Annotated in this window: 25 protein-coding genes and 1 tRNA gene; 23 read left to right on the top strand and 3 right to left on the bottom strand. The window is 67.2% G+C overall.

From position 1 onward, the window contains the following. Nucleotides 1-51: 51 nt before the first annotated feature. Nucleotides 52-1,023, bottom strand: coding sequence for a helix-turn-helix transcriptional regulator (locus tag WG922_RS17575; RefSeq protein WP_340284093.1), 972 nt, complete (start codon nt 1,021-1,023; stop codon nt 52-54). Nucleotides 1,024-1,092: 69 nt separating this feature from the next. Between WG922_RS17575 and WG922_RS17570 the strand changes: the two genes are divergently transcribed. The 7 genes from WG922_RS17570 to WG922_RS17540 all read left to right on the top strand — a co-directional run bounded on the left by WG922_RS17570 (nt 1,093) and on the right by WG922_RS17540 (nt 7,999). Next, complete coding sequence (locus tag WG922_RS17570; RefSeq protein ID WP_340284091.1) at nt 1,093-1,569, top strand: flavodoxin domain-containing protein; 477 nt, start codon at nt 1,093-1,095, stop codon at nt 1,567-1,569. Between the two features lie 102 nt (nt 1,570-1,671). Then, entirely contained in the window at nt 1,672-3,246 is a 1,575-nt protein-coding gene (locus tag WG922_RS17565) for a benzoate-CoA ligase family protein (protein ID WP_340284090.1), read from the top strand. A gap of 125 nt (nt 3,247-3,371) precedes the next feature. Further along, complete coding sequence (locus WG922_RS17560; protein ID WP_340284089.1) at nt 3,372-4,559, top strand: ABC transporter substrate-binding protein; 1,188 nt, start codon at nt 3,372-3,374, stop codon at nt 4,557-4,559. A gap of 124 nt (nt 4,560-4,683) precedes the next feature. Further along, nucleotides 4,684-5,547, top strand: coding sequence for a branched-chain amino acid ABC transporter permease (locus WG922_RS17555; RefSeq protein WP_340284088.1), 864 nt, complete (start codon nt 4,684-4,686; stop codon nt 5,545-5,547). Continuing rightward, nucleotides 5,544-6,542, top strand: a complete 999-nt coding sequence (locus tag WG922_RS17550; RefSeq protein ID WP_340284087.1) for a branched-chain amino acid ABC transporter permease — start codon at nt 5,544-5,546, stop codon at nt 6,540-6,542. Before WG922_RS17555 ends, WG922_RS17550 begins: the two co-directional genes overlap by 4 nt. Continuing rightward, nucleotides 6,535-7,284, top strand: coding sequence for an ABC transporter ATP-binding protein (locus tag WG922_RS17545; protein ID WP_340284086.1), 750 nt, complete (start codon nt 6,535-6,537; stop codon nt 7,282-7,284). Before WG922_RS17550 ends, WG922_RS17545 begins: the two co-directional genes overlap by 8 nt. 1 nt (nt 7,285) lies before the next feature. Next, the gene (locus WG922_RS17540) at nt 7,286-7,999 is read left to right on the top strand and encodes an ABC transporter ATP-binding protein (RefSeq protein WP_340284085.1); all 714 of its coding nucleotides are present in this window, start codon (nt 7,286-7,288) and stop codon (nt 7,997-7,999) included. A gap of 207 nt (nt 8,000-8,206) precedes the next feature. Here WG922_RS17540 and WG922_RS17535 read toward each other — a convergent pair whose 3' ends face one another. Then, a complete protein-coding gene (locus WG922_RS17535; RefSeq protein ID WP_340284084.1) occupies nt 8,207-8,764 on the bottom strand; it encodes an NADPH-dependent FMN reductase in 558 nt (185 codons plus the stop codon). A gap of 188 nt (nt 8,765-8,952) precedes the next feature. Next, entirely contained in the window at nt 8,953-10,005 is a 1,053-nt protein-coding gene (locus tag WG922_RS17530; RefSeq protein WP_340284083.1) for a sulfate ABC transporter substrate-binding protein, read from the bottom strand. Nucleotides 10,006-10,114: 109 nt separating this feature from the next. On the opposite strand from WG922_RS17530, the gene WG922_RS17525 reads away from it, so the two are divergent. The 16 genes from WG922_RS17525 to WG922_RS17450 all read left to right on the top strand — a co-directional run bounded on the left by WG922_RS17525 (nt 10,115) and on the right by WG922_RS17450 (nt 24,258). After that, nucleotides 10,115-10,387: an oxidative damage protection protein gene (locus tag WG922_RS17525; RefSeq protein WP_340284082.1), complete on the top strand. Its 273-nt coding sequence runs from the start codon at nt 10,115-10,117 to the stop codon at nt 10,385-10,387. Nucleotides 10,388-10,409: 22 nt separating this feature from the next. Further along, nucleotides 10,410-12,122: an FAD-dependent 5-carboxymethylaminomethyl-2-thiouridine(34) oxidoreductase MnmC gene (mnmC, locus tag WG922_RS17520; protein ID WP_340284081.1), complete on the top strand. Its 1,713-nt coding sequence runs from the start codon at nt 10,410-10,412 to the stop codon at nt 12,120-12,122. 237 nt (nt 12,123-12,359) lie between these two features. After that, on the top strand, nt 12,360-13,466 hold the full coding sequence (locus WG922_RS17515; RefSeq protein WP_340284080.1) for a calcium/sodium antiporter: 1,107 nt from the start codon (nt 12,360-12,362) through the stop codon (nt 13,464-13,466). A gap of 111 nt (nt 13,467-13,577) precedes the next feature. After that, nucleotides 13,578-15,380, top strand: a complete 1,803-nt coding sequence (locus WG922_RS17510; protein ID WP_340284079.1) for a nitrite/sulfite reductase — start codon at nt 13,578-13,580, stop codon at nt 15,378-15,380. Next, on the top strand, nt 15,380-15,784 hold the full coding sequence (locus WG922_RS17505) for a DUF934 domain-containing protein (protein WP_340284078.1): 405 nt from the start codon (nt 15,380-15,382) through the stop codon (nt 15,782-15,784). Before WG922_RS17510 ends, WG922_RS17505 begins: the two co-directional genes overlap by 1 nt. Continuing rightward, entirely contained in the window at nt 15,784-16,599 is an 816-nt protein-coding gene (locus WG922_RS17500; protein ID WP_340284077.1) for a phosphoadenylyl-sulfate reductase, read from the top strand. Before WG922_RS17505 ends, WG922_RS17500 begins: the two co-directional genes overlap by 1 nt. 55 nt (nt 16,600-16,654) lie before the next feature. Next, on the top strand, nt 16,655-17,590 hold the full coding sequence (gene cysD / locus WG922_RS17495) for a sulfate adenylyltransferase subunit CysD (RefSeq protein ID WP_340284076.1): 936 nt from the start codon (nt 16,655-16,657) through the stop codon (nt 17,588-17,590). Then, nucleotides 17,590-18,906, top strand: a complete 1,317-nt coding sequence (locus WG922_RS17490) for a sulfate adenylyltransferase subunit 1 (RefSeq protein WP_340284075.1) — start codon at nt 17,590-17,592, stop codon at nt 18,904-18,906. Before cysD ends, WG922_RS17490 begins: the two co-directional genes overlap by 1 nt. A gap of 138 nt (nt 18,907-19,044) precedes the next feature. Next, entirely contained in the window at nt 19,045-19,374 is a 330-nt protein-coding gene (gene fdxA, locus WG922_RS17485) for a ferredoxin FdxA (protein WP_340284074.1), read from the top strand. Nucleotides 19,375-19,381: 7 nt separating this feature from the next. After that, nucleotides 19,382-20,485: an NAD(P)/FAD-dependent oxidoreductase gene (locus WG922_RS17480; protein WP_340284073.1), complete on the top strand. Its 1,104-nt coding sequence runs from the start codon at nt 19,382-19,384 to the stop codon at nt 20,483-20,485. Between the two features lie 109 nt (nt 20,486-20,594). Then, nucleotides 20,595-20,670: transfer RNA gene (locus WG922_RS17475), tRNA-Asn, on the top strand. 121 nt (nt 20,671-20,791) lie between these two features. Next, entirely contained in the window at nt 20,792-21,814 is a 1,023-nt protein-coding gene (locus tag WG922_RS17470; protein WP_340284072.1) for a tyrosine-type recombinase/integrase, read from the top strand. A 15-nt stretch (nt 21,815-21,829) separates the two neighbouring features. Beyond that, nucleotides 21,830-22,357 carry a hypothetical protein gene (locus WG922_RS17465; RefSeq protein WP_340284071.1) on the top strand — a complete coding sequence of 176 codons (528 nt, stop codon included), beginning with the start codon at nt 21,830-21,832 and terminating at the stop codon, nt 22,355-22,357. A 125-nt stretch (nt 22,358-22,482) separates the two neighbouring features. Continuing rightward, nucleotides 22,483-22,773, top strand: a complete 291-nt coding sequence (locus tag WG922_RS17460; protein ID WP_340284070.1) for a hypothetical protein — start codon at nt 22,483-22,485, stop codon at nt 22,771-22,773. Nucleotides 22,774-22,894: 121 nt separating this feature from the next. After that, complete coding sequence (locus WG922_RS17455; RefSeq protein ID WP_340284068.1) at nt 22,895-23,794, top strand: YdaU family protein; 900 nt, start codon at nt 22,895-22,897, stop codon at nt 23,792-23,794. Between the two features lie 113 nt (nt 23,795-23,907). After that, nucleotides 23,908-24,258 carry a hypothetical protein gene (locus WG922_RS17450; protein WP_340284067.1) on the top strand — a complete coding sequence of 117 codons (351 nt, stop codon included), beginning with the start codon at nt 23,908-23,910 and terminating at the stop codon, nt 24,256-24,258. Nucleotides 24,259-24,271: the final 13 nt, after the last annotated feature.

Below are 24,271 nucleotides of genomic sequence, written 5' to 3'. Positions count from 1 at the left end.
GGGGTGCGGGCAGGTCGCGGCCGGATCGTCCTCGCGGACGCCGGCCGGCAATCAACCCGTCCGGCTGTTCGCGACCTCGGGCGTGCGGGCCATCTCGGGCACTGCACGCTCCAGGTCCTTGAGGGATTGCTTCACGGTGCGCGCCGCGGTGTCCACCACGGCATCGGCGCGCGCATACAGGGCCTCGCGGCTCGCGAGGATGCGGCGGATGTCCTCCATCGCCTCGGTCATAGCGCCTTGCGCAGCAGCGCCCTCGCGGTGGCCGTGGAACGGCCGCATGTCGCCCTGGGCGACCACGCGGCTCATGTGCTCCTCGGGGCTCGCCTTGAGCCACACGCAATAGAAGCGGCCTTGCAGCAGATCGAAGGTTTCGCGCTCGCTCACGATGCTGCCACCGGTGGTCATGACCACGCCCTCTGCGTGGTCCTCCGCGATACGCATCAGCGCCCGGCGCTCGTAGCGCCGGTAGCCGGCCTGCCCGTGCAGCAGCAGGATCTCGTTCATGCTGGTGCCAGCCTCGCGCTCGATCTCGCGGTCGAGTTCGACGAAGGGCACGCCGCGCTGCGCGGCGAGCTGCGCGCCAAGCGTGGACTTGCCGGCACCGCGCAGGCCGATCAGGGCGATGCGCTGTTCGCGGCCGCGCTCATCGCTGAGCCCGAAGCTCGAAGCCAGCAGCGCGTAGGCCTGGTCGAGCTGGTGCTCGTCGAGCCGCACCAGCAGATCCTGCACCCGCGCGAGCGCCGGGCGCGGTGCGTCCTGCAGCAGCTCGAGAATGGTGATGTTCAGCGCCCGCGCCGCAGCTTCCAGCGAGTTGATGGAGACGTTGCCCTTGCCGCTCTCCACGTCGGCCAGGAAGCGCTCGGACAGGCCCGAATCGGCCGCGAGCTGCCGGCGCGTCATGCCGCGCCGCGCCCGCCAGGCGCGCACGCGGGCACCCAGCTCGGCCATCGTGGCCCTGGCTTCGGTGTCGATCATGAGTTGCATGGTGGCCTGCTTTTTTTCGGGGGAATTGCGCTGGATCAAGGAGATTGCAGTATACTGCGTGCAACCGAGATGTCAAGCAGTTTACTGCATCACGAACCGGAGACCCTCATGAAACTGAAGATTCTCGTCGGCACCATGACCAGCACCGCCGACTACGTTGCGCAGGCTATTCAGATGGATTGCGCTGACCTTGTGGACGAAATCGAGATCCAGCTCATGGACGGGCTGGACGGCAGCGTGTTCGATGAAGATGCACTTTATCTCATCTGCACCTCCACCTACGGCTCCGGCGACGTGCCGGACAACGCCCGCGGTCTGTACGAGTCGCTGGACAGCGAACCGCGCTACCTGGGGCATGTGCGCTACGGCGTGCTCGCGCTGGGCGACCGCACCTACATGCAGACCTTCTGCTTCGGCGGCAAGAAGTTCGACGAGCGCCTGCAGAACCTGGGCGCGCAGCGCATCGGTGAGGTCTGGTGCCATGACGCGAGCGCCGGCACCATGCCTGAGGAAGAAGGCACCGCCTGGTGCCGCGAGTGGCTGCAGCAGGCGCTCAAGCCGGCCGACGCGACCGAGACCGTATAAGCGTGGGGGCGGCGCATGGCGCGCCGCTGCGGCACCGGCCGCCGTGCACCGGCGCCGCCCGCATCGCGCAGCCGGACAGAAGAACAACCAGGAGACGAAGACGTGGACCTGAGCTATGCCGACCACAACAGCAGCCCGCCCAGGGTCGATATCCCGCGCGACTACAACGCTGCACACGACCTGCTCGCACGCAACGCGGCCCGTGCCGACAAGGCCGCCTTCGTCGATGCGACGACCGGGGCGCAGCTGACCTACGGCCAGCTGGCCGAGCAGGCACACCGCTTCGCCAACACCCTGCGGGCGCAGCGCATCGCGCCCGAGACCCGCGTGATGGTCGCCATGCTGGACACGCCGGAGTGGCCGGTCGTGTTCCTGGGGGCGATTCTCGCGGGCGCGGTGCCGGTCGCCGTCAATACGCTCCTGACCACCGCCGACTTCGAGTTCATGCTGCGCGACTCGCGCGCGCAGGCGCTCTTCGTCTCGAAACCCGTCCTTCCGGCGTTCGAGCCGCTGCTGGGCCGCATCGACTCGCTGCGGCATGTGGTGGTCGCCGGCGGTGACGGTGAGGACAGCGTTGCAGGCTGGATCGCCGCCGGCGGCAGCGAGCGAAGCGTGGCGCCCACCTGCGCCGACGAAGCCTGTTTCTGGCTGTATTCGAGTGGCTCGACCGGCACGCCCAAGGGCACCGTGCACCTGCACGCGCACCTGATCCAGACCGCCGAGCTGTACGGACGCGGCGTGCTGGGCATCCGCGAAGACGACGTCGTGTTCTCCGCGGCGAAACTGTTCTTCGCCTACGGCCTGGGCAACGCCCTCACCTTTCCCATGGCGGTGGGCGCCACCACCATCCTGCTGCCCGCGCGGCCCACGCCCTCTGACGTGTTCCGCGTGCTGCGCGAGGCCCGCCCGACCATCTTCTACGGCGTGCCCACGCTGTACGCGGGCCTGCTGGCCGACCCGGCCCGGCCGGCACGTTCCGAGCTGCGCCTGCGCGTGTGCACCAGCGCGGGCGAGGCGCTGCCGGCGGAGATCGGCCGACGGTGGACGCAGGAGTACGGCTGCGAGATTTTGGACGGCATCGGCTCCACCGAGATGCTCCACATCTTCCTGTCCAACCGCCCCGGCGCGGTGCGCTACGGCACGACCGGCCTGGCCGTTCCGGGTTACGAGCTGCGCATCGTGGACGACGAGGGCCGCGAGTGCGGCGACGGCGAGATCGGCGAGCTGCAGATCCGCGGCCCGAGCGCCGCGCTGATGTACTGGAACAACCGCTCCCGTACCAAGACCACCTTCTGCGGCGAGTGGACGCGCAGCGGCGACAAGTACACCCGCGACGCCGATGGCTACTACACCTACGGCGGCCGCAGCGACGACATGCTCAAGGTCGGCGGCATCTATGTGTCGCCCTTCGAAGTCGAAGCCTCGCTGGCGAGCCATCCGGCGGTGCTGGAAGCGGCGGTGATCGGCGTGGCCGACACCGACGAGCTGGTCAAGCCCAAGGCATATGTCGTGCTCAAGCCGCAGCAGTCGGTGAGCGCCGCCGAGCTGCAGGCGCACGTGAAGCAGCAACTCGCACCCTACAAATACCCGCGCTGGATCGAGTTCGCCGCGGAGCTTCCCAAGACGGCCACCGGCAAGATCCAGCGCTTCCGCCTGCGGGCGGGCAATGCGCGCTGAGCGCGGCCGCACGGGGCGCGGTCTGCGGGTTAGCCATGTGGCACGTCCCTCTGCCATAGAGTAAAAAAACGCGTTCGCCGAACGGCTCGTCGGCCGCTCGCCATCACCAATCCAAAGGAGACTTCATGACCACTCGCCGACTCGTCCTCTCGCGCGGTGCCGCCCTGGTGGGCGCCGCCTCCACGGGCCTGCTGCTGCCCCAGATCGCGCGTGCGCAGTCCGACCGCATCCGCGTCGGCCTGATGCTGCCCTACACGGGCACCTTCGCGCAGCTGGGCGTCGCAATCGAGAACGGCGTGCGCATGGCCATCGAGGAAAAAGGCGGCAAGCTCGGTGGCCGCACCATCGAGTGGTTCAAGGTGGACGACGAATCCGAGCCGTCGAAAGGCGTGGAGAACGCGCAGCGCCTGGTGCAGCGTGACAAGGTCGACGTGCTGATCGGCACCGTGCACTCGGGTGTGCAGATGGGCATCCACCGCGTCGCGCGCGACTCGGGCGTGCTGAACATCATCCCTAACGCCGGCGTGCACGCCGCGACCCGCGCCCTGTGCGCGCCCAACGTCTTCCGCACCTCCTTCACCAACAGCCAGCCCACGCTCGCCCTGGGCAAGCCGATGGTGGACAAGGGCCTCAAGCGCGCCGTCTGGATCAGCTGGAAGTACGCTGCAGGCGAGGAAGCCTTCGAGGGCTTCCGCGACAGCTTCACCAAGGCCGGCGGCACCATCGTCAAGGAACTGGCCCTGCCCTTCCCCAACGTCGAATTTCAGGCGCTGCTCACCGAAATCGCCTCGCTGCGCCCCGACGCGGTGGCCTGCTTCTTCGCCGGCGGCGGCGCCGCGAAATTCATGCGCGACTACGCGGCCGCGGGCCTCAAGGACCGCATTCCGCTGTGGGGTTCGGGCTTCCTCACCGAGGGTGTGCTCGAGGCGGCGGGCCCGGCGGCCGAAGGTGTCATGACCACCATGCACTACGCCGACTCGCTCGACACCAAGCGCAACCAGGAATTCCGCCTGGCCTATGCCAAGGCCTTCCGCATGCAGCCCGACGTTTACGCGGTGCAGGGCTACGACTCCGGCCAGCTGCTGGCGCAGGGTCTGGCCGCCGTCAAGGGCGACATCAGCAACAAGAAGGCCCTCTACCAGGCGCTGGAGAACCAGACCATCGACAGCCCGCGCGGCAAGTGGTCCATGAGCAAGTCGCACAACCCCATCCAGGACTTCTACCTGCGCCAGGTCGAGAACAAGGACAACAAGGTGGTCGGGATCGCCGCCCGCGCCCTGGCGGATTCCGGCGCGGGTTGCCGGATGGCCTGAGCTTCGCGCTCAAGCCAGCGGGGGCGAGGGCTGGAGGCTGTAGGCTAGGGACGACTTGCCCGGCCAATCGCCGGGTGCGCAGCACGTCCCTCGCCTCAGCGTCCTGCCTCTCGCCCCCTTTCACATGACCTTCGCCAGCTTCCTCATCCAACTCCTCAACAGCGTCCAGTACGGACTGCTGCTCTTCATGCTCGCTGCCGGGCTCACGCTGATCTTCGGGATCATGGGCGTGGTCAACCTCGCCCACGGCAGCTTCTACATGCTGGGCGCCTACCTCGCCTGGTCGCTGGCCGCCCAGCTCGGCAGCTTCACGCTCGCCATCGTCGTGGGTACCTTGCTCGCGGTGGTGTTCGGGCTGCTGCTCGAGCGGCTGTTGTTTCGCCACTTCTACCAGCGCGACCACCTCGACCAGGTGCTGCTCACGTTCGGCCTGATCTACATCTTCGAGGAGTCGCGTTCGCTGATCTGGGGCGACGACGTGCACGGCGTGGCCGTGCCCGCGCTGCTCTCGGGCTCCATTCCGCTGACCGAGAACATGTCCTACCCGGTGTACCGCCTGTTCATCTCGGGCGTGTGCATCCTGTTGGCGATCGGCCTGTACCTGCTGATTTCCAAGACGCGCCTGGGCATGAAGATCCGTGCCGGCGCCTTCAACCGCGACATGACCGAGGCGCTGGGGGTGAACATCCGCCGCATCTACGCCATCGTGTTCGCGCTGGGCGTGGCGCTCGCCACGCTGGCCGGCATGATCGCGGCGCCCATCTCGAGCGTCTACCCCAACATGGGCTCGCAGGTGCTGATCATGGCCTTCGTGGTGGTGGTGATCGGCGGCATCGGATCGGTGCGCGGCGCCATGATCGCCGCGCTCCTTGTGGGCCTGGTCGATACCTTCGGCAAGGTGATGCTGCCGTCCGTGGCAGGAATGCTGGTGTACATGCTCATGGCGGCCGTGCTGCTGTTCAAACCCGAAGGACTGTTCAAGCAATGAGCGCGGCGACCTCCCATCTCGAAGCCCTGCCCCGCAGCGTGCAGGTGCTGCTGGCCCTGGCGCTGCTCGCGCTCGCGGCCTTCCCTTTCGTGTCCACCGACTACTACACCTCGGTGGTCGCCCGCATGATGATTCTGGCCATCTTTGCCATGAGCCTGGACCTGCTGCAGGGCGTCACGGGCCTGGTGTCGCTGGGCCACGCGGCCTTCTTCGGCCTGGCCGGATACGCCCTCGCCTTCATCACGCCCACCAGCGAGCCGGTAAGCCTCTACTGGACGCTGCCGGTGGCCATGGCGGCATCGGCGCTTGCGGCGCTGGTCATCGGCTTCCTCGTGGTTCGCACCCACGGCATCTACTTCATCATGGTCACGATGGCCTTCTCCATGATGTTGTTCTACCTGTTCTTCGACAACAAGGCGCTGGGTGGATCCGACGGCCTCTACATCAACTTCCGCCCCACCGCCCTGCTCTTCGACCTGGAAGACAGGCGGGTCTTCTACTACTTCACCCTCGCGATGCTGGTGGCGGTCTACGCCTTCCTGCGGCGACTTCTGTGGAGCCCCTTCGGGCGCGTGCTGGCCGGCATCCGGGTCAACGAGCACCGCATGCGGGCCATGGGCTTCGGCACCTTCGGCTACAAGCTTTCGGCCTTCACGCTGGCCGGCGCGCTGGCGGGACTGGCCGGCTACCTGTGGGCCATCCAGACCGGCTTCGTCAACCCCGAGCTCATGGGCTTTCACATGAGCGCGCACGTCATCATGATGGTCATCCTCGGTGGCATGGGCAACTTCGCCGGAGCCATCATCGGCGCCTTCGCCTTCGAGTACCTGCTGCACTGGTTCAAGGACCTGCCCTATATCGGCGACTTCAACACCGGCAAGCACTGGCAGCTCTGGATGGGGCTGTTCATCGTCGCGATCGTCGCCTTCGCGCCGCAGGGCTTGCTGGGCCTGGCGGCGCGGGTGCTGCGCGGACGGGGAGCGCGCGATGCATGACGTGCTGCTGTCCGCCAGCAACCTGACCAAGCGCTTCGGCGGCCTGGCTGCCGTCAACGAGGTCTCGCTCGATCTCTGGCGCGGGCGCATCCACGCGGTGATCGGACCCAACGGCGCGGGCAAGTCGACGTTGACCAACCTGCTCTCGGGCGACCTGCCGCCCACCACCGGCCGCATCGTGCTGGGAGACCGCGACGTGACCGGCCGCAGCCCGCAGCGCATCTCGCGCGCGGGCCTCGGCCGCAGCTACCAGAAGACCAACATCTTCCTGGCCTTCACCGTGCAGGAAAACGTGCGCCTGGCCGCGCAGTCGCGCGCGCCACGCCCGATGCGCTGGCTGTCCCGCGCCACGGCGTTTCGCGACACCAACGAGCGCGCCGACCGGGCCCTCGAACTCGCGGGCCTGACCCACCGCCGCGACATGCTCGCCGCCGCCATCAGCCACGGCGAGCAGCGGCAGCTGGAGATCGCGATGACGCTGGCCACGCAGCCGCGCGTGCTGCTGCTGGACGAGCCCCTTGCCGGCATGGGCACGGTCGAAGCCGAGCGCATGGTCGATCTGCTGCAACGGCTCAAGGCCGAACACGCCGTGATGCTGGTGGAGCACGACATGGACGCCGTGTTCGCGCTGGCCGACCGGCTCACCGTCATGGTCAACGGGCAGGTGATCGCCAGCGGCGAGCCCGCGGCCGTGCGCTCCGACCCCGGTGTGCAGGCGGCGTACCTCGGGGAGGAGCACTGACATGGCGGACCTGCTGATCGAGGCCCGCGGCCTGAACACCTACTACGGGCAGAGCCATATCCTGCGCGGCATCGACTTCGACGTGCGCCGCGGCGAGACCATCGGCCTCATGGGCCGCAACGGCATGGGCAAGAGCACGCTGCTCAAGACGCTGATGGGGCTGGTCAAGCCGCGCGGCGGCCGTGTCGTCATCGACGGGCGTGACATGACCGGCTGCCGGCCCTACGAGATCGCGCAGCGCGGAGTGGCCTACGTGCCCGAGGGGCGGGGCATCTTCGGCAACCTGAGCGTCACCGAAAACCTCCGGATGGCGGCGCGCCCCGGCACCCGCGGGCAGCGCGACTGGACCTTCGAGCGGGTGATGGAGACCTTCCCGCGCCTCAAGGAGCGGCTGAACCACGGCGGACAGCAGCTCTCCGGGGGCGAGCAGCAGATGCTCACCATCGGCCGTGCCCTCATGACCAATCCGGACGTTCTGATCCTCGACGAAGCCACCGAAGGCCTCGCACCGCTGATCGCGCGCGAGATCTGGCGCATCTGCGGCCTGATCAAGGAAAGCGGCATCTCCAGCGTCATCGTCGACAAGAACTGGAAGCACGTGACGCAGGTCACCGACCGTAACGTCATCCTGGTCAAGGGCGAGGTCGTGTTCGCCGGCAGCTCGCAGGAACTGCGCGAGAAACCCGAGTTGCTGGAGCAGCACCTGGGCGTGTGAGGCGGTTTCGGCAGCGGCTGCGGCTGCGCTCAGCCGATCCAGCCGCACTCCTGCGTCACCTGCGCCGCTTGCACTGCCAGCGTAGCCCGCCTCACCTCGCGCGCATCGGGCACCTATCGTCGCGCCGGCGGGCCGGCGTCACCGTCGCGCATCGACCAGGGGCACGTTGACGCAGGACGACGCCGCCTCTTCTTCGCGTCATCGTCGCTAGCTTGTCTTCACGCGCCCCCGCACGAAATCCGCATAGGCCTGCATCCACTTCTGCAGGAACTTGCGCGTGTCCTCGATGCCGATGTCGTCGTTGCCCGTGAACAGCCCGGGCTTGTTCTGCACGTAGCCCTCGGGCTGTCCCATCGTGGGCATGTCGAGATAGGCCAGGATGGTGCGCAGGTGCTGCTGCGCCACGGCCGTGCCGATCGCGCCGATGGTGATGCCGATGATGCCGGCCGGCTTGCCTGCCCAGGCGCTCTTGCCATAAGGCCGCGACGCATGGTCGATGGCGTTCTTCAGCACGCCCGGCACCGAGCGGTTGTATTCGGGCGTGACGAACAGCACCGCCTGGGCATCGGATATTTCCTGCTTCAGGCGCTTTACCGCCTCGGCCGGGTTGGCGTCGTCGTCCTGGTTGTACAGCGGCAGGTCGTCGATGCGTGCGAAGCGAAATTCCAGCTCCTGCGGCGCCAGCTTCACCAGCGCCTGGGCAAGCTGGCGGTTGAACGATTCGCGGCGCAGGCTGCCGACGACTACAGCGATTCGAATGGCCATGGGGCACTCCAGTGAGAAGGGGTGATCCGGGCCATTATTCGATCCGACCGCGCACCATGCGACGCACGGTGACAATCCGCGCCGCGCGTTACGTTCGCCGCGTTACGTTCGCTGCGTTTGCCGCGTTGCGTTCCCTGCGTTGCGGCGCTGCGTTCCGTCCCTACCGGCGCAGCGTCACGCGTGCTGAGTCACCTGGGCGAATAGATCCGGTCGAACGACGCGCCGTCGGCGAAGTGCTCGCGGCTGGCCTTGCCCCAACCGCCGAACGCCTCGTCGACGGTGCACAGCGCCGGCCGCGGAAAGCGGCCGACGACCTTCGCCAGGGCGGCCGGCAGCACCGGCCGCAGGAAATGCCTGCCTGCCATGTCCTGAGCTTCTTCCGTGTAGAGCCCACGCAGGTATTCCTGTGCCACGGCGCGGGTGCCCTTGCGGTCCACGTTGCGGTCCACCCAGGCCACGGGCGGCTCGGCCAGAATGCTCATGGAGGGCGTCACCACCTGCAGCTTTCCTGCGAATTCCTTCACCAGCAGGTGGGCCTCGTTCTCCCAGGCGATCAGCACATCACCCTGTGCCCGCTGTGCGAAGGTGATGGACGCCGCGCGTGCGCCGGTGTCCAGCACGGGCACGTTCGCGTACAGGGCGGCCACGAACTCTTGCGAGCGCGCCTCGCTGCCCCACCTGCGCCGCGCGAACTCCCACGCGGCCAGGTAGTTCCAGCGCGCACCGCCGGAGGTCTTGGGATTGGGGGTGATGACCCGCACGCCCGCGCGCGCCAAGTCGTCCCAGTCGCGGATCTGCCTGGGGTTGCCGCTGCGCACCACGAAGACGACGGTCGAGGTGGCGGGCGCCGAGTTGTGAGGAAGGCGCTTCTGCCAGTCCTTGGGAACGAGCGCGGCCTGGTGGTGCAAGGCGTCGATGTCGGCGCCGAGCGCCAGCGTCACGACGTCGGCGTCGAGTCCGTCGATCACCGAGCGGGCCTGCTTGCCCGAGCCGCCATGCGACTGGCGGACCGCAAGCTCCTGGCCGGTGCGCTCTTTCCAACTGCGGGCGAACGCGCGATTGAACTCGACGTAGAACTCGCGCGTGGGATCGTAGGAGACGTTCAGAAGCGTCACGGGCGCGGGTGCGGCTCGCACGCGTGTCGCCAGCACTCCGAGCGCGCTTGCGGCCGCGACACCGGCGAGGGGTCTCGCCGCGGCGGCGGCGAGGGGAATCTTGATAAAGTCGCGCCGATGTCTCATGGGATGCGATGGTCGAGTGATTGCTGGGCCATTCTGTGAGCCTCCCCGCCGAACTGGAACGACTTCGTATTCAGTTGCATTTCCGCATTAGCTATTTCGAAGAGACGCCGTGCCCCGTACCGTTCATTGCATCAAGCTCGGCCGCGAAGCCGAAGGCCTGGACCTGCCGCCCTATCCGGGCGAGCTCGGCAAGCGCCTCTACGACAACGTGAGCAAGCAGGCCTGGGCCGACTGGCTCAAGCACCAGACCATGCTGGTCAACGAGAACCGCCTGAACCTCGCCGACCAGCGCGCTCGCGAATATCTCAAGCGCCAGATGGAGAACCATTTCTTCGGCTCCGGCGCGGACCAGGCCGCCGGCTACGTGCCGCCGAGCGCCTGACGCTGCGCTGCCGACACGGCGCATGACCGCACCCGCACCCGCGCCGTGGGCGGGCCACGCGCAGTGGTGCGAGCTTCACGACTCCTTGGACGACGGCGCCACGTTCCTGCAGCTGTGGCGGGCCTGGCGCGACGATCCCCAGCGACCCGGCCTGCTGCACGTCGTGGCACTCGCGCCCTTCCCTCCCCCTGCCGACGCGGTGCGCACCCGCGCGCCCGAAGGGTGCGCGGCGCTGGCCGAGCAACTCGCGCAGCAGTGGTGGGGGCTGCTGCCGGGTGCGCACCGGCTGGCATTCGAGTCCGGCCGTGTACTGCTGACGCTCCACGTGGGTCTGCCCCTGGACAGCCTGCGCGAGTGCAGCTTCACGGCGGACGCGCTGCGCCTGAGTGCGCCCGGACCGGCCACGCCCCGCGGACCCGGCGAGCTCAAGGCGCTGGCGCGGCTGTGCCGGCGCGGCACCCTGCTGCGCGCAGCGCACTGCGACGCGACGTTCCTGCGCGACGCCGCATCGGCGGGGTTCATGGCGTCGGCGAGCCGGGGCGCCGTACATGCACACGAAAGCTTCGAAGGCGTGTACGACCCGGCGTGGTCCCCGAAAGGGCTGCGATCCGCCTCGCGCCGTGCCGCCGACCACTGCATCGTCGTCGGCGCCGGCCTGGCCGGCGCGGCGGTGGCACAGGCGCTTGCCCGCCGCGGCTGGGAGGTCTCGGTGATCGATCAGGCCAGCACGCCCGCCTCAGGCGCGTCGGGGTTGCCGGCGGGCCTGATGGCGCCCCACCTTTCGCCGGACGACGGCCTGCTCTCGCGCCTGTCGCGCAGCGGTGTGCGCCTCACGCTGCAGCACGCCCAATCCCTGCTGCAAGCCGGCCGCGACTGGGGCGCAGAGGGCGCACTCGAACATCGCAGGCGCTCGCCGACCCGGCCCATCGCCGCAAGCGGAGCCGCCGCAGCCGATTGGTCGCGCGCCGCCGAGCCCGACGAGAAGCAGCAGGCGCTGCTGCCGCCGGACGCCCCCGCCGCCTGGCATCCGCGGGCAGCATGGGTCCGCCCGGGGGCGCTGGTGCAGGCGTGGCTCGCTCAGCCGGGCATCACCTGGCGCGGCGGGGTGCAGGCGGCGCGCGTGTGCCGCGTGGGTGGCGAATGGCGACTTGAGGATGCCGAGGGCGCGTCGCTGGGTGCCGCCCCCCTCGTCGTGCTCGCTGCCGCGCTCGGTTCGGGACCGCTGTCCGGCCACCGCCTCACGCTGCAGCCGGTGCGTGGCCAGGTTTCCTGGGGACTGCGCGAGCCGGGCCTCGCGCTGCCGCCGTTTCCCGTCAACGGCAACGGCCATTTCCTGCCCGCCGTGCCCACCGAGGAAGGCAGCGCCTGGATGTGCGGCTCGAGCTACGTCCGGGGCGACACCGCGCTGGAGCCCCGCGCATCGGAGCACCAGGCGAATTTCGAGCGGCTGTCCACCTTGCTGCCGACGGTCGCTGCGCAGCTCGCGCCGGCCTTCGTTGCCGGCCGCGTGCGGGCCTGGACAGGCGTGCGCTGCGCGAGCGGCGACCGGCGCCCGCTCGTGGGGGAGCTCGAGCCCGGCCTGTGGGCCAGCACCGCCATGGGCTCGCGCGGCCTCACCTTCGCCGCCCTCTGCGCCGAGGTGCTGGCGGCCCGCCTGCACGACGAGCCCCTTGCACTGCCGCTGTCGCTAGCAATGGCGCTGGACCTGCGCAGGCAGCTGCCCGCCTCCGCCTGAAAGCCGGTCGCGTGCGGAGGGAGGGGTGCCTCGACCGCTGTGCATGAGGCGGCCATCGAGGGCGCAGCCGTCGCGGCACCGATCGGGATCGGCTCGAGATCGGCATCCAGTCCCGACAGCATCGGCCCCGTGCGACACCCGCGCCCGTCGCCCCGCACCGCCCCACAGCAGAGGCTGAGCCCCGTACACTGGCCCGCACTTTGCACGGCTCCCAACGATAGACGCCCTCACCTTCCGATGATTGCCATCAATTTCGCCATCGGCCTCGTGGCGCTGATTGCCGGCGCCGAGCTGCTGGTACGCGGCGCCTCGAAGCTGGCGCTGTCCTTCGGCATCTCGCCGCTGGTGGTCGGGCTCACCGTGGTCGCATTCGGCACCAGCGCACCGGAGGTGGCAGTGTCCCTGCGCTCGGCCTACGCCGGCCAGGTGGACCTCGCCATGGGCAATGTGGTGGGGTCGAGCATCTTCAACGTGCTCTTCATCCTCGGGGTCTCCGCCCTGGTGGCGCCGCTGATCGTGTCGCGCCAGCTCATACGCCAGGAAGTGCCGATCATGCTGGCGAGCTTCGTGCTGCTGTTCCTGCTGGCGCTCGACCAGCGCATCGCGCGGCTCGACGGCATTGCCTGCCTGGTGCTGCTCGCGCTCTACAACGTGTTTCTGGTGCTGCAGAGCCGCCGGGAGCAACGGCTGCAGAACGCGCGTGCAGAGGCGGACGGCGCCGAGCCGGCAGAGAAGCCCGATCCGAACGCCTGGGATGCGCGGGCCTGGGTGCAGATCGGCCTGGTGCTCGCGGGCCTGGTGCTGCTGGTTTTCGGTGCCCGGGCGCTGGTCGATGCCGCGGTGGCCGTGGCCCGCCTGCTGGGCCTGAGTGAGCTGGTGATCGGGCTGACCATCATCGCGGCCGGCACCTCGCTTCCGGAAGTGGCCGCGTCGGTCATGGCCGCGTACCGCGGCCAGCGCGACATCGCGGTGGGCAACGTCGTGGGCAGCAACATCTTCAACGTGCTGGGCGTCTTGGGTGTGTCCTCGCTGCTCGCGCCCGACGCGCTGCCGGTGGCACTGTCGATGCTGCGCTTCGACCTGCTGGTGATGATCGCCATCGGGGTCGCGTGCCTGCCCATCTTCTTCACCGGAAACGTCATCGCCCGCTGGGAAGGTGCGCTGTTCCTGGGTTACTACCTGGCCTACACGGCCTACATCATCATGGCCGCCCAGGACCGCGACGCCCTCGAGCCCTTCAGTTTCGCCATGGCGGCGTTCGTGCTGCCGATCACCTTCCTGACCCTCGGGCTGATCGGCTGGCGCGAATGGGACCAGCGCCGCAGGCGCAGGCGCAGCGGCTGATCGGTCCGCGCGTGCTGGTACCGCGACGTGCCTCCGCATATGCTTATTCGGATATGAGCCCGACGAAAATGTAGTTTGGGATCGCATGAGGCGTGGCTAGAGTCGCTCCGCATGTACCAGTACACCGAATTCGACCGGCAGTTCGTGCGTGCCCGCGCTGCCCAGTACCGCGACCAGCTCGAGCGCAACCTGCGTGGCGAACTGGGCGAAGACGAGTTCCGGCCCCTGCGCCTGCAGAACGGCTGGTACATCCAGCGCTTCGCGCCCATGCTGCGCATCGCCGTGCCCTACGGCGAGATTTCCAGCGCCCAGCTGCGCGTGCTGTCCCGCATCGCCCAGGAATACGACCAACCCACCGCCGAACTGTTTGCCGAAGCGCGTGCGCGCCAGGACGCGCTCGGGCCGGTGCCGCTGCCCGGCGGCGGCTTCGCGCACTCGCGGCTGACGGTGGGCTACGGCCACTTCACCACGCGCCAGAACGTGCAGTTCAACTGGATTCCGCTGGACAAGAGCGCCGACGTCATGGACCTGCTGGCCAGCGTGGACATGCATGGCATCCAGACGAGCGGCAACTGCATTCGCAACATCACCAGCGACGCGCTGGCCGGCATCGCGCCCGACGAGATCGCCGACCCCCGCCCCTTCTGCGAAATCATGCGGCAATGGAGCACGCTCCACCCCGAGTTCGCCTTCCTGCCGCGCAAGTTCAAGATCGCCGTCTCGGGCGCCCACGAGGACCGCGCCGCCACCTTCTGGCACGACGTCGGCCTGCACCTGGTCACGGACGACTCCGGCGCGCTGGGCTTTCGCGTGCTGGTGGGCGGCGGCATGGGCCGCACCCCGGTCATCGCGACCGTGGTGCGCGAGTTCCTGCCCTGGGACCAGGTGCTCAACTATCTCGAGGCGGTGGTGCGTGTCTACAACCGCTGGGGCCGCCGCGACAACATGTACAAGGCGCGCATCAAGATCCTGGTGAAGGCCGAGGGCCCGCGTTTCGTCGAGGAAGTCGAAGCCGAGTACCGCGCGATCGTCGAGGTCGATGGAGCCCCCCACACCATCACGCAAGCCGAGTTCGACCGCGTCGCCGCGTCCTTCGTGGCCCCGGCTCTCGCGCAGGCCCGCGTGGCGCCCACCACCGCAAGCGATACCGACACCGACCCCGCCTTCCAGCGCTGGCTGCAGACCAACGTCGCGGCCCACAAGCTGCCCGCGCTGCGTGCGGTGACGCTGTCCTTCAAGCGCCTCGGACAGGCTCCCGGCGACGCCACCGGCGAGCAACTCGCGCAGGCGGCCGAGCTGGCCGACCGGTTCTCGGCGGGCGAGGCGCGCGTCACGCACGACCAGAACCTGCTGCTGCCCTGGGTACGCGAGTCCGACCTGCCGGCGCTGTGGCAGGCCGCCCGCAAGGCGGGCCTGGCCAAGGCCAACGTGGGCCTGCTCTCCGACATGATCGCCTGCCCCGGCGGCGACTTCTGCTCGCTGGCCAATGCCCGCTCGCTGCCCATCGCGGAAGCCATCACCCAACGCTTCCAGGACCTGGACGAGCTGCACGACATCGGCGAAATCGACCTGCACATCAGCGGCTGCATCAACTCCTGCGGCCACCACCACAGCGGCCACATCGGCATCCTGGGCGTCGATAAGGACGGCAAGGAGTGGTACCAGGTGACGCTCGGCGGCTCCGACGGCTCGCTGCTGTCGGGCGCGGCCGCGGCCGGCAAGGTGGTCGGGCCCTCGTTCTCCGCGGCCGAAGTGCCCGAGGTGATCGATGCCGTGCTCGACACCTACCGCCGCGAGCGCCGCAGCGCCGGCGACCGGGCCGAAACCTTCATCCAGACGCTGCGCCGCGTCGGGCTGGACCCCTTCAAGGCCGCCGCCAACGGCGCCCGGATCGCCGCGCAGGAGGTGGCGTGATGCAGATGCACCTGGAGCTTCTTCGTGCCGCCGACCGCGAGGCCGGTGACCTGGACGGGCGCGCTGAAATCGGCGTGCTGGTGCTGGCCAACGACGCTGACCCGCTGGAGGTGTCGCTCGAGGGCGTGCGGCGCATCGAGCTGCACTTCCCGAAGTTCAGCGACGGGCGCGCTTTCAGCCAGGCCTTCCTGCTGCGTCGGCGCCGTGGCTTCCAAGGCGATATCCGCGCCACGGGCGACGTGCTGATCGACCAGCTGGTGCAGATGCAGCGCACCGGCTTCTCCAGCGCGGAGCTGCGCGCCGACCAGGACATTGCGCGCGCGCAGCCCCAGTTCGACCGCTTTCCCGCGTACTACCAGGGCGATGCGGTGGCGCCGGAGCCGCTGTTCCGCAAGGCCGCCTGATGGGCGCCGCCGTCGATCAGCACGCCCGGCCCTCACCCCATTTCGAGGCCAAGCTCGCCCGCACCCGCGCCGTGCTGCACCAGGCCGCCAGCGAGTTCGCGCCGGTGACGCAGGCCTCCAGCCTCGGAGCCGAGGACGTCGTGATCACGCACCTGGTGAACGCGCTGGGTCTCGACATCCCGGTGTTCGTGCTGGACACCGGCGCGCTGCACCCCGAGACCCTCGCGCTGCTGGAGCGCAGCCGCGGTCACTCGCGCGCGCCGCTCACGGTCTATCGGCCGGTGCAGGAAAGCATCGTCGCCTTCGTCGCCCGGGAGGGCCAGGACGCCATGTACCGCAGCATCGCGCTGCGAAAAGCCTGCTGCCACATCCGCAAGATGGAGCCGCTGGCGCGGGCGCTCGAGGGACAGCGCGCCTGGATCACCGGCCTGCGGCGCGAGCAATCGGCCGCGCGCGCCGAGGTGCCGCACATCGACACCAGCGAGCCGCGCGCCAAGATCAGCCCGCTGTCCGACTGGACCTGGGGCGAGGTGTGGCACTACATCGCAACCCGCGGCGTCGATTACAACGCGCTGCACGACCAGTTCTATCCCAGCATCGGCTGCGCACCCTGCACCCGCGCCATCAGCCTGGGCGAAGACTTTCGTTCCGGGCGGTGGTGGTGGGAGCAGGAAGACCTCAAGGAATGCGGGCTGCATGTCAAGCCGCAGGCGAGCGATGGCGCTGAAGTGGGTTCTGCACGCGCGCGCAACGCCCGGGTCGATGCAGCACGCCCCGGGACGAACGGCCTGCAATCGCAGGAAGCGGCCGGCTGACGCGGCCCCGCACAAGAACAACCAACTACGAGCCGCCCAGGGAGAACAGCCCCGCATGAACGCACGCACGGAACCCCATCACCTGCTCACGCGCCTGAGCGACAGCCACCTCGAGGCGCTCGAAGAAGAAGCCGTCTTCGTGTTGCGCGAAGTCGCTGCCGCTTTCGAGCGGCCGACCCTGCTGTTTTCCGGCGGCAAGGACTCGCTCGTGCTGCTGCGCTGCGCCGAGAAGGCCTTCGGGCGGGGCCGCATTCCCTACCCGCTGCTGATGATCGACACCGGGCACAACTTTCCCGAGGTCACCGACTTCCGCGACCAGCGTGCGCGTGAGTTGGGCGCCGAGCTGATCGTGCGCAGCGTGGAAGACTCCATGCGCCGCGGCACGGTGCGCCTGGCCCACCCTGGCGAATCGCGCAACGTGCACCAGTCGGTCACGCTGCTCGAGGCCATCGACGAATTCCGCTTCGACGCGCTGATCGGCGGTGCCCGGCGCGACGAGGAAAAGGCCCGTGCCAAGGAGCGCATCTTCTCGCACCGCGACAGCTTCGGCCAGTGGCAGCCCAAGGCGCAGCGGCCCGAACTCTGGACGCTGTTCAACACGCGGCTGCAGACGGGCGAGCATTTCCGCGTGTTCCCGATCTCCAACTGGACCGAGCTCGACGTGTGGCAGTACATCGCCCGCGAACGCATCGCGCTGCCCTCGCTGTACTACGCGCATCCGCGCGAGGTGGTCGAGCGCAAGGGCATGCTGGTGCCGGTGACGGCGCTCACGCCGCCGCGCGAGGGCGAGCAGGTCACGGTTCGCAGCGTGCGCTTTCGCACCGTGGGCGACGTCACCTGCACCTGCCCGGTGGCCAGCACCGCGGCCAACGCTGCCGATGTCGTGCGCGAGACGATCTCCGCGCAGGTGTCCGAGCGCGGCGCCACCCGCATGGACGACCGGACGTCCGAGGCCTCCATGGAAAAGCGCAAGAAAGACGGCTACTTCTGATGACGACTCCCGCCAGCCCCTCACTCCTCGCGCGTGCGCCAGAGCCATCGATCGATCTGAACGCCGGCGCGCTTCGCTTCATCACCTGCGGCAGCGTCGATGACGGCAAGAGCACGCTCATCGGCCGCCTGCTGGTGGACAGCCGGGCCGTGCTGCAGGACCAGCTCGCCAGCGTCTCCCGCTCGGGTGAGACCGACCTCGCGTTGCTGACCGACGGGCTGTCTGCCGAGCGCGAGCAGGGCATCACCATCGACGTGGCCTGGCGCTACTTCGCCACCCCGACGCGCAAGTTCATCATCGGCGACACGCCCGGACACGAGCAGTACACGCGCAACATGGTCACGGCCGCTTCCGGCGCCGACGCCGCCGTGGTGCTGGTGGATGCGACCAAGCTGGACTGGCGCAACGCCGCCCTCGCGCTGCTGCCGCAGACCCGTCGCCACACCCTGCTCGTGCACCTGCTGCGCGTGCCCTCCATCGTCTTCGCGGTCAACAAGCTCGACGCCGTCGAGGATCCGCAGCGCGCCTTCGTGCACATTCGGGCCGCGTTGCAGGGCTTCGCCGACGAGGCTGGGGTGGCGGTGCGCGCAGTCGTTCCGATCTCCGCCCTGAAGGGGCACAACGTCGCCACGCCGGCACCCCACTGGTGCGGCTACGAAGGCCCGACGCTGCTGCAACTGCTCGAGCGCCTCGAGCTCACCCCCACCGCCGATGCCGAGGCATTCGCCTTCCCCGTGCAATGGGTCGAGAAGTTTCACGATTCGGCCGACACCTCGCGCGGGCGCCGCGTGTTCTGGGGCCGCGTGGCGGCCGGCACCGCCCGTTGCGGACAACGCGTGACCCTGCTGCCCAGCGGGCAGTCGGCCGTGGTTGCGCAAGTGCTGAGCCACGTGCGCGAGTCGCGTGATGTGCCCTCGGGACAGGGGGCCGGGCTGGTGCTCGACCGCGAAGTCGATCTGTCGCGCGGCGACTGGCTGCTGGCGCCCGACTCGGCCCAGCCCACCCGGACGCTGTCGGCCACGGTAGCCTGGCTCGACGACGAGCCGCTCGTTCCGGGCCGCACCTACTGGGCACTGCACGGCCACCGTTGGGTCAAGGCCAAGGTACAGCGGCTGGTGCACCGGCTCGACATCCACACCCTGGACGAGGTCGAGGCGGACCGCCTCGAGCCCAACGCGATCGGCCACGTCGAGCTGGCGCTGCAAGAGCCCTTGGCCACCCTGCCCTACTCCCGCGCGCGCGTGCTGGGATCGCTGGTGCTCGTCGACACCGCCACCCACAAGACCGCGGGCGCCGTGCTGGTTCGCGGCGGATAGGAGGCAGAGCGGCCACGAACGGGTGGCTCGGCGTCCGGAAACAGCCCGCAAACGCGGGGTGCATCCCTCGCCGGCGCCCTCTCGCCGCAGCCCCGCGCTTTAAAATCTCGGGTTTTCCCCCGGCATCAGAATCACAACATGACCCACGTCGTCTCCGAATCCTGTATCCGCTGCAAGTACACCGACTGCGTCGATGTCTGCCCCGTGGACTGCTTCCGCGAAGGCCCGAACATGCTGGTGATCGATCCGGACGAGTGCATCGACTGCGCGGTGTGTATTCCCGAATGCCCCGTCAACGCCATCTATGCAGAGGAAGACCTGCCGGCGGACCAGATGGCCTTCACCAAGCTCAACGCCGACCTGGCCCGCGCGCCGGGCTGGAAGAGCATTACCAAGCGCAAGCCGGCGCTGCCGGATGCCGACGAATGGAAGGACAAGGCGGGGAAGATTTCCGAACTGGTCCGCTGAACACATCATGGAAGTGCAACTGAACCGAGAAGTCCTCAAGACCGCGGCCGCGCATGACGGCCCGATCGAAACCGATGCCGTCATCATCGGCGCAGGTCCCGTGGGCCTGTTCCAGGTGTTCGAGCTCGGCCTGCTGGAGATCAAGGCGCATGTGATCGATTCGCTCGCCTATCCCGGCGGACAGCCGATCGAGCTGTACCCGGACAAGCCGATCTACGACATCCCGGCCATCCCGGTGTGCACCGGCCAGGAACTCACCGACGCACTGCTCAAGCAGATCGAGCCCTTCGGCGCCACCTTCCACCTCGGCCAGACGGTGACCGCCGTCCAGCGCCAGAACGACGGGCGCTTCTTCGTCGAGACCAGCAAGGGCACGCAGTTCCTTACCAAGACCATCTTCATCGCGGCCGGAGTCGGCGCTTTCGAGCCGCGCCTGCTCAAGGTCGATGGCCTCGACCGCTTCGAGGGCGAGCAGCTGTTCTATCGCGTCAAGAACCCGGCCGACTTCGCCGGCAAGAACCTCGTGATCGTCGGCGGCGGCGACTCCGCCCTCGACTGGACGCTGAACTTCACTGCCGAAGGCCCGAACAAGGCCGAGAGCGTCATCCTGGTGCACCGCCGCGACGGCTTCAAGGCGGCACCCGCCTCAGTCGCCAAGATGCGCGAGCTGTGCGAGCAGTACGAAATGCAGTTCATCGTCGGCCAGGTCACCGGCTACGAAGAACAGGACGGCCGCATGACCGGCGTGAAGGTCACCGGCGGCGACGGGGTCACGCGGGTGGTGCCGCTCGACGTGCTGCTCGTCTTCTTCGGCCTGTCGCCCAAGCTCGGTCCGATTGCCGACTGGGGCCTCGACATCGAGCGCAAGCAACTGGTGGTCGATACCGAGAAGTTCTCCACCAACGTGCCCGGCATCTTCGCGGTGGGCGACATCAACACCTACCCGGGCAAGAAAAAGCTGATTCTCTCGGGCTTCCACGAATGCGCCCTGGCGGCCTTCGCGGCGGCCCCGATCATCTTCCCCGACAAGGGCAAGATCCACCTGCAATACACCACCACCTCGCCCAAGCTCCACAAGGTCCTGGGCGTCGAGACGCCGGTGTTCGACTGATCTTGCGAGCACCGCAAGCAGCCGCGCCCACCACGTCGAAAATATCTGCTGAGTTCGGCGAGCCCCCTCTCAAAACGCCTCGAAAAGCTGTCTATAATCTAAGGCTTGTTCCCCGATAGCTCAGTCGGTAGAGCGCCGGACTGTTAATCCGTAGGTCCCTGGTTCGAGCCCAGGTCGGGGAGCCAAAATGTCAAGCGCAGGTACTGCAAAGTGCCTGCGCTTTTGGCTATAAAGTTCCTGATCTGCCAGCGTTTTTTCTGGACTCCGCTAGTCCGCCGGTTTTTCCGGCTTCTTTCGGAGATTCATATGAACGTTCAGCAGAAATTCGCGGATGAGGCGATTCCTAGCGCCAACGCCGCTTCTCTCGCTCAGCGCCTGAAGGCGCTGGCCGTGCGCCCTCAGGAGCTGAAGGTGCGCGACTTGATTGATCGCTACATGGCCGTTTACGCTGGTGCCGACACCACGCGCGCGCAGCGATTAGCTGCGTGGACGGCCCTGATCGGCGATTTCAGCCTTGAACAAGTTGACAGCGACCTGATGCACGCCGGCCGGTCCGAACTCGCGAGTCAGCCGGCTCTTGTGTACTTGGGCCTCGACTATCAAGGGCGTCGCATCTTCCGGGCCAAAGGTCGTGCGAAGACAAAGACCCCGGCGACGCTCAACCGCTATATGGTCGCAATGGCGGCAGTGTTCACATGGGCCATCGAGGAACGACTGGCACCGCGAGGCTGGATACATCCCTGTCGGGGCATCAAGCGGCTTCCCGAGCCCGACGGTCGGGTCCGGTTTCTGGACGAGGCTGAGCGCGTCCGCTTATTCGACGAATGCAAGGCCTCTAAGTACCCTCGGCTGTATGCCTTGGCTTTGATGGCGATGCTCACGGGGGCGCGAAAGGGGGAGCTTCTAGCGCTCCGCTGGCGGCAGGTCGATCTGGACACTGGCGTCGCGCTGCTTGGGAAGACCAAGAACGGCGACCGCAGGACTTTGGTGCTTCTGCCACAGCTTGTCGAGGCACTGAAGCCATTTGCAGGTGATCGCGATCGCTACGTTTTTGGCTCCGTGGCGAGTCGATATCAGTTGCCAGCGCGAATGGATTCCGCGTGGCGGGACGCTGTTGCTCGCGCTCAGATCCGTGACTTCAAGTTCCATGATCTCCGCCACTGCTGTGCATCCTACCTTGCCCAAGCTGGGACGCCGTTGAACGTCATCGCGGAAGTCCTTGGCCATAGAAAACTTGATATGAGTAGACGCTACGCGCACTTGACCACACAGACAAAGGCAACAGCCATGCGCCATGCACTTGCAGCGATTGGCTCAGTCGAGACTTAGAACCGACCAGTCTGCGTGCTTTCGCCGTTGTATTACCTGGCGCCCTGTGATCCTGAGGTCTTATGGATCCTGGAGGACTGGGTGCGAACTCAAGGTTTGCACCTGTTCACGGTGGCCTGCCGAAGGGAGTTGGCAGCTCTGATCGGTGACGCGCGGGCCGTCTCACTCATCGAAGCAGACTGCACGATCTCTGATTACGGAGACGCAGCGGAGCACAAGCGCCACAGAGCGAGAGTCTTGAAGCGGCTCCAGGACAGTGGCACCAAGCTTCCTCCCGGTAAGAAGCCGCGCCCTGAAATGAAGGCTATGGTTGGCTCGGTCGTCGGAATCATGGTCGCTTTTGGCATGCAGGTGGGCTCTGGCGAGAACTCGAAAATGGTTCAAGCTCTCCGGGCGATAGCCTCCGAGCTCGACATGCGCGGCGACCCGCGCGATGAGCTTCGACGGATCATCAAGTTAACCAAGTCGTTACAGGCCCGGGATCAAGCAAGACACGCGGCCCACCTTGCGGCTTTGGAGGAGTTCGTGAAGGCATTCCGATAGTTGGTTGACAAAAAGCGGGCGTATATCCCCCCCGAACTCATCAATGAGTTGCCACAGTTGAACTCTGCCGGTGTCTAGGAAACCACGGGATCCCCCGTGGGACGCTGCGCAGATCAAGGAACAACATGGCCTCAAAGCACACTCAGGAAAGCGAGTCCGAGCGGGTGCGCGCAACTGACGCACCACCACTTCTTCGGGACTTCAGACCGGTAGCGGCACTCTGGGAAGGCGACGCGCCGCCCTACCCGTCGCAGCAATCAGCACTGTGGGCGATCCGTCAGCTGCGCGGAGCTCTTGCCGAAGCGGGAGCTATCGCGCTGCACCGCGGTCGGACGTTTATTCACTTAGACCGGATGGCGGTGGTCGTTGAACGAGACGCGCTGGATAAGGCGCGCAAACGCTACTGCAGGAGCTGACCAAGTGTCAGCTGCGAACACGAGCTCGCTGTTGGCAAATTCGCAGGCAACAGGCATTCTCTGCCCTGCGTTTTGCTCTGTGCCGTAGCCCCATGAGACCGAAAAGCAGGCGAGCTAACCAGTGAACTTTTACAAGCATCACCTGGGCGACTATTCAGCGGCGACTGCCCATCTGACCTGGAACGAAGACTGCGCATATCGTCGCCTGCTGGACGCCTACTACAAACGTGAGCAACCCATCCCCTCCGACGTCGGTGCTGCGTGTCGCCTTGTACGTGCGACGACGGCGTCCGAGAAGAAGGCTGTGGCAGCAGTCCTCGAGGAGTTCTTCGATCTGGAGGATGACGGGTGGCACAACCGGCGGTGCGACGCCGAGATCGCGGCCGCTTCCCTACAAGCCGAGACCAATAGACGTATTGCTCAGGACCGAGAGGCGAACCGGCGTGCACGTGTAGCGCACGAACCGACCACGAACCGTTCACGCCCGCAGGTGTCTGCCGTTCACCTCTCCAGACTCCAGACGCCAGACTCCAAAAGCCACACACATGCGGGGCTCCCCCGCAATGGGGTGGATTCGACGGGCATTTCGGAACAAGTCAGTGTGTGTTTTGAGGGACTTACTAAGGAAAAGCAAGAAGTCGTTCGGGGCATTGTGGACGCGCTAAACCAGGCGCAAGTAACGGGCGCTGACCTGAATCACCCCAGGCTGCTCGTGCAGGTTCTGAAAGGAGCTTCGGCGGAGCAGTACCGGCGGGCCGCTCACGATGCGAGCAGGAAGGGAAAAGGTCTTGAGTACGTGCTGGGCATAGTCCGCAACCAGCTCGAGGCCGCTGAGTCCGACGCACGCGAACTCCCAAGCGCGCCGCGACCGGCCCCACCAGTAGCAAGCACGCCCTCACCACAGCCGCTCACTCCCGAACAGCTCCAGCTGAATAAAGAGAGGGCGGCTGCAGCACTGGCGCTCGCGAAGAAAACACTAGCCAGGTCCCTGCATCAGGCGCCGACCTCTGCCCCCATATAGGTACTTCTGCCGTGAAGCGCTTGCGGGTAATTCGACCCCCATGGAAAACCTAGCGACTATATTTTTCAACTAGTTGACAGTTGACAAGAACCCCGAATGAGGAGAAGTGACCAATGATCAGCGATCGCGAACTTGCATACGAGAAGTGCTTCCGCCCAGTCGCCCATTACTACTGTCCATCCGAGGCTCCTGGCCTCAGAAAGGGAACCGAAAAGTTGGTCGCGATGATAATCGCGTGGGAAGCTGACGAAAGCGGCGTACTGCTGGAGTGGGACACCGAACGTCTGGCGGATCTGTGCCGCCTTTCGCCTCGTACGTTCCGGCGCTATGTGAGCGTGTTGTTCGACACAGGCTGGCTAATCGATCAAACTGCAGAAGCAGGAACGCGTATCTGCATCGATCCTCAATGGCTACAGAGCTTGCCGCCTGTGCCGAGCAACCCGTACAACTCGCCTCGCCGATAGCGACGGAAATCCT

Source organism: Ramlibacter sp. AN1015, from assembly GCF_037726105.1.
GTDB lineage: Bacteria > Pseudomonadota > Gammaproteobacteria > Burkholderiales > Burkholderiaceae_C > Ramlibacter.
The sequence above is the reverse complement of the archived record's forward strand: the minus strand, read 5'-3'. Positions and strand labels throughout refer to the sequence as shown.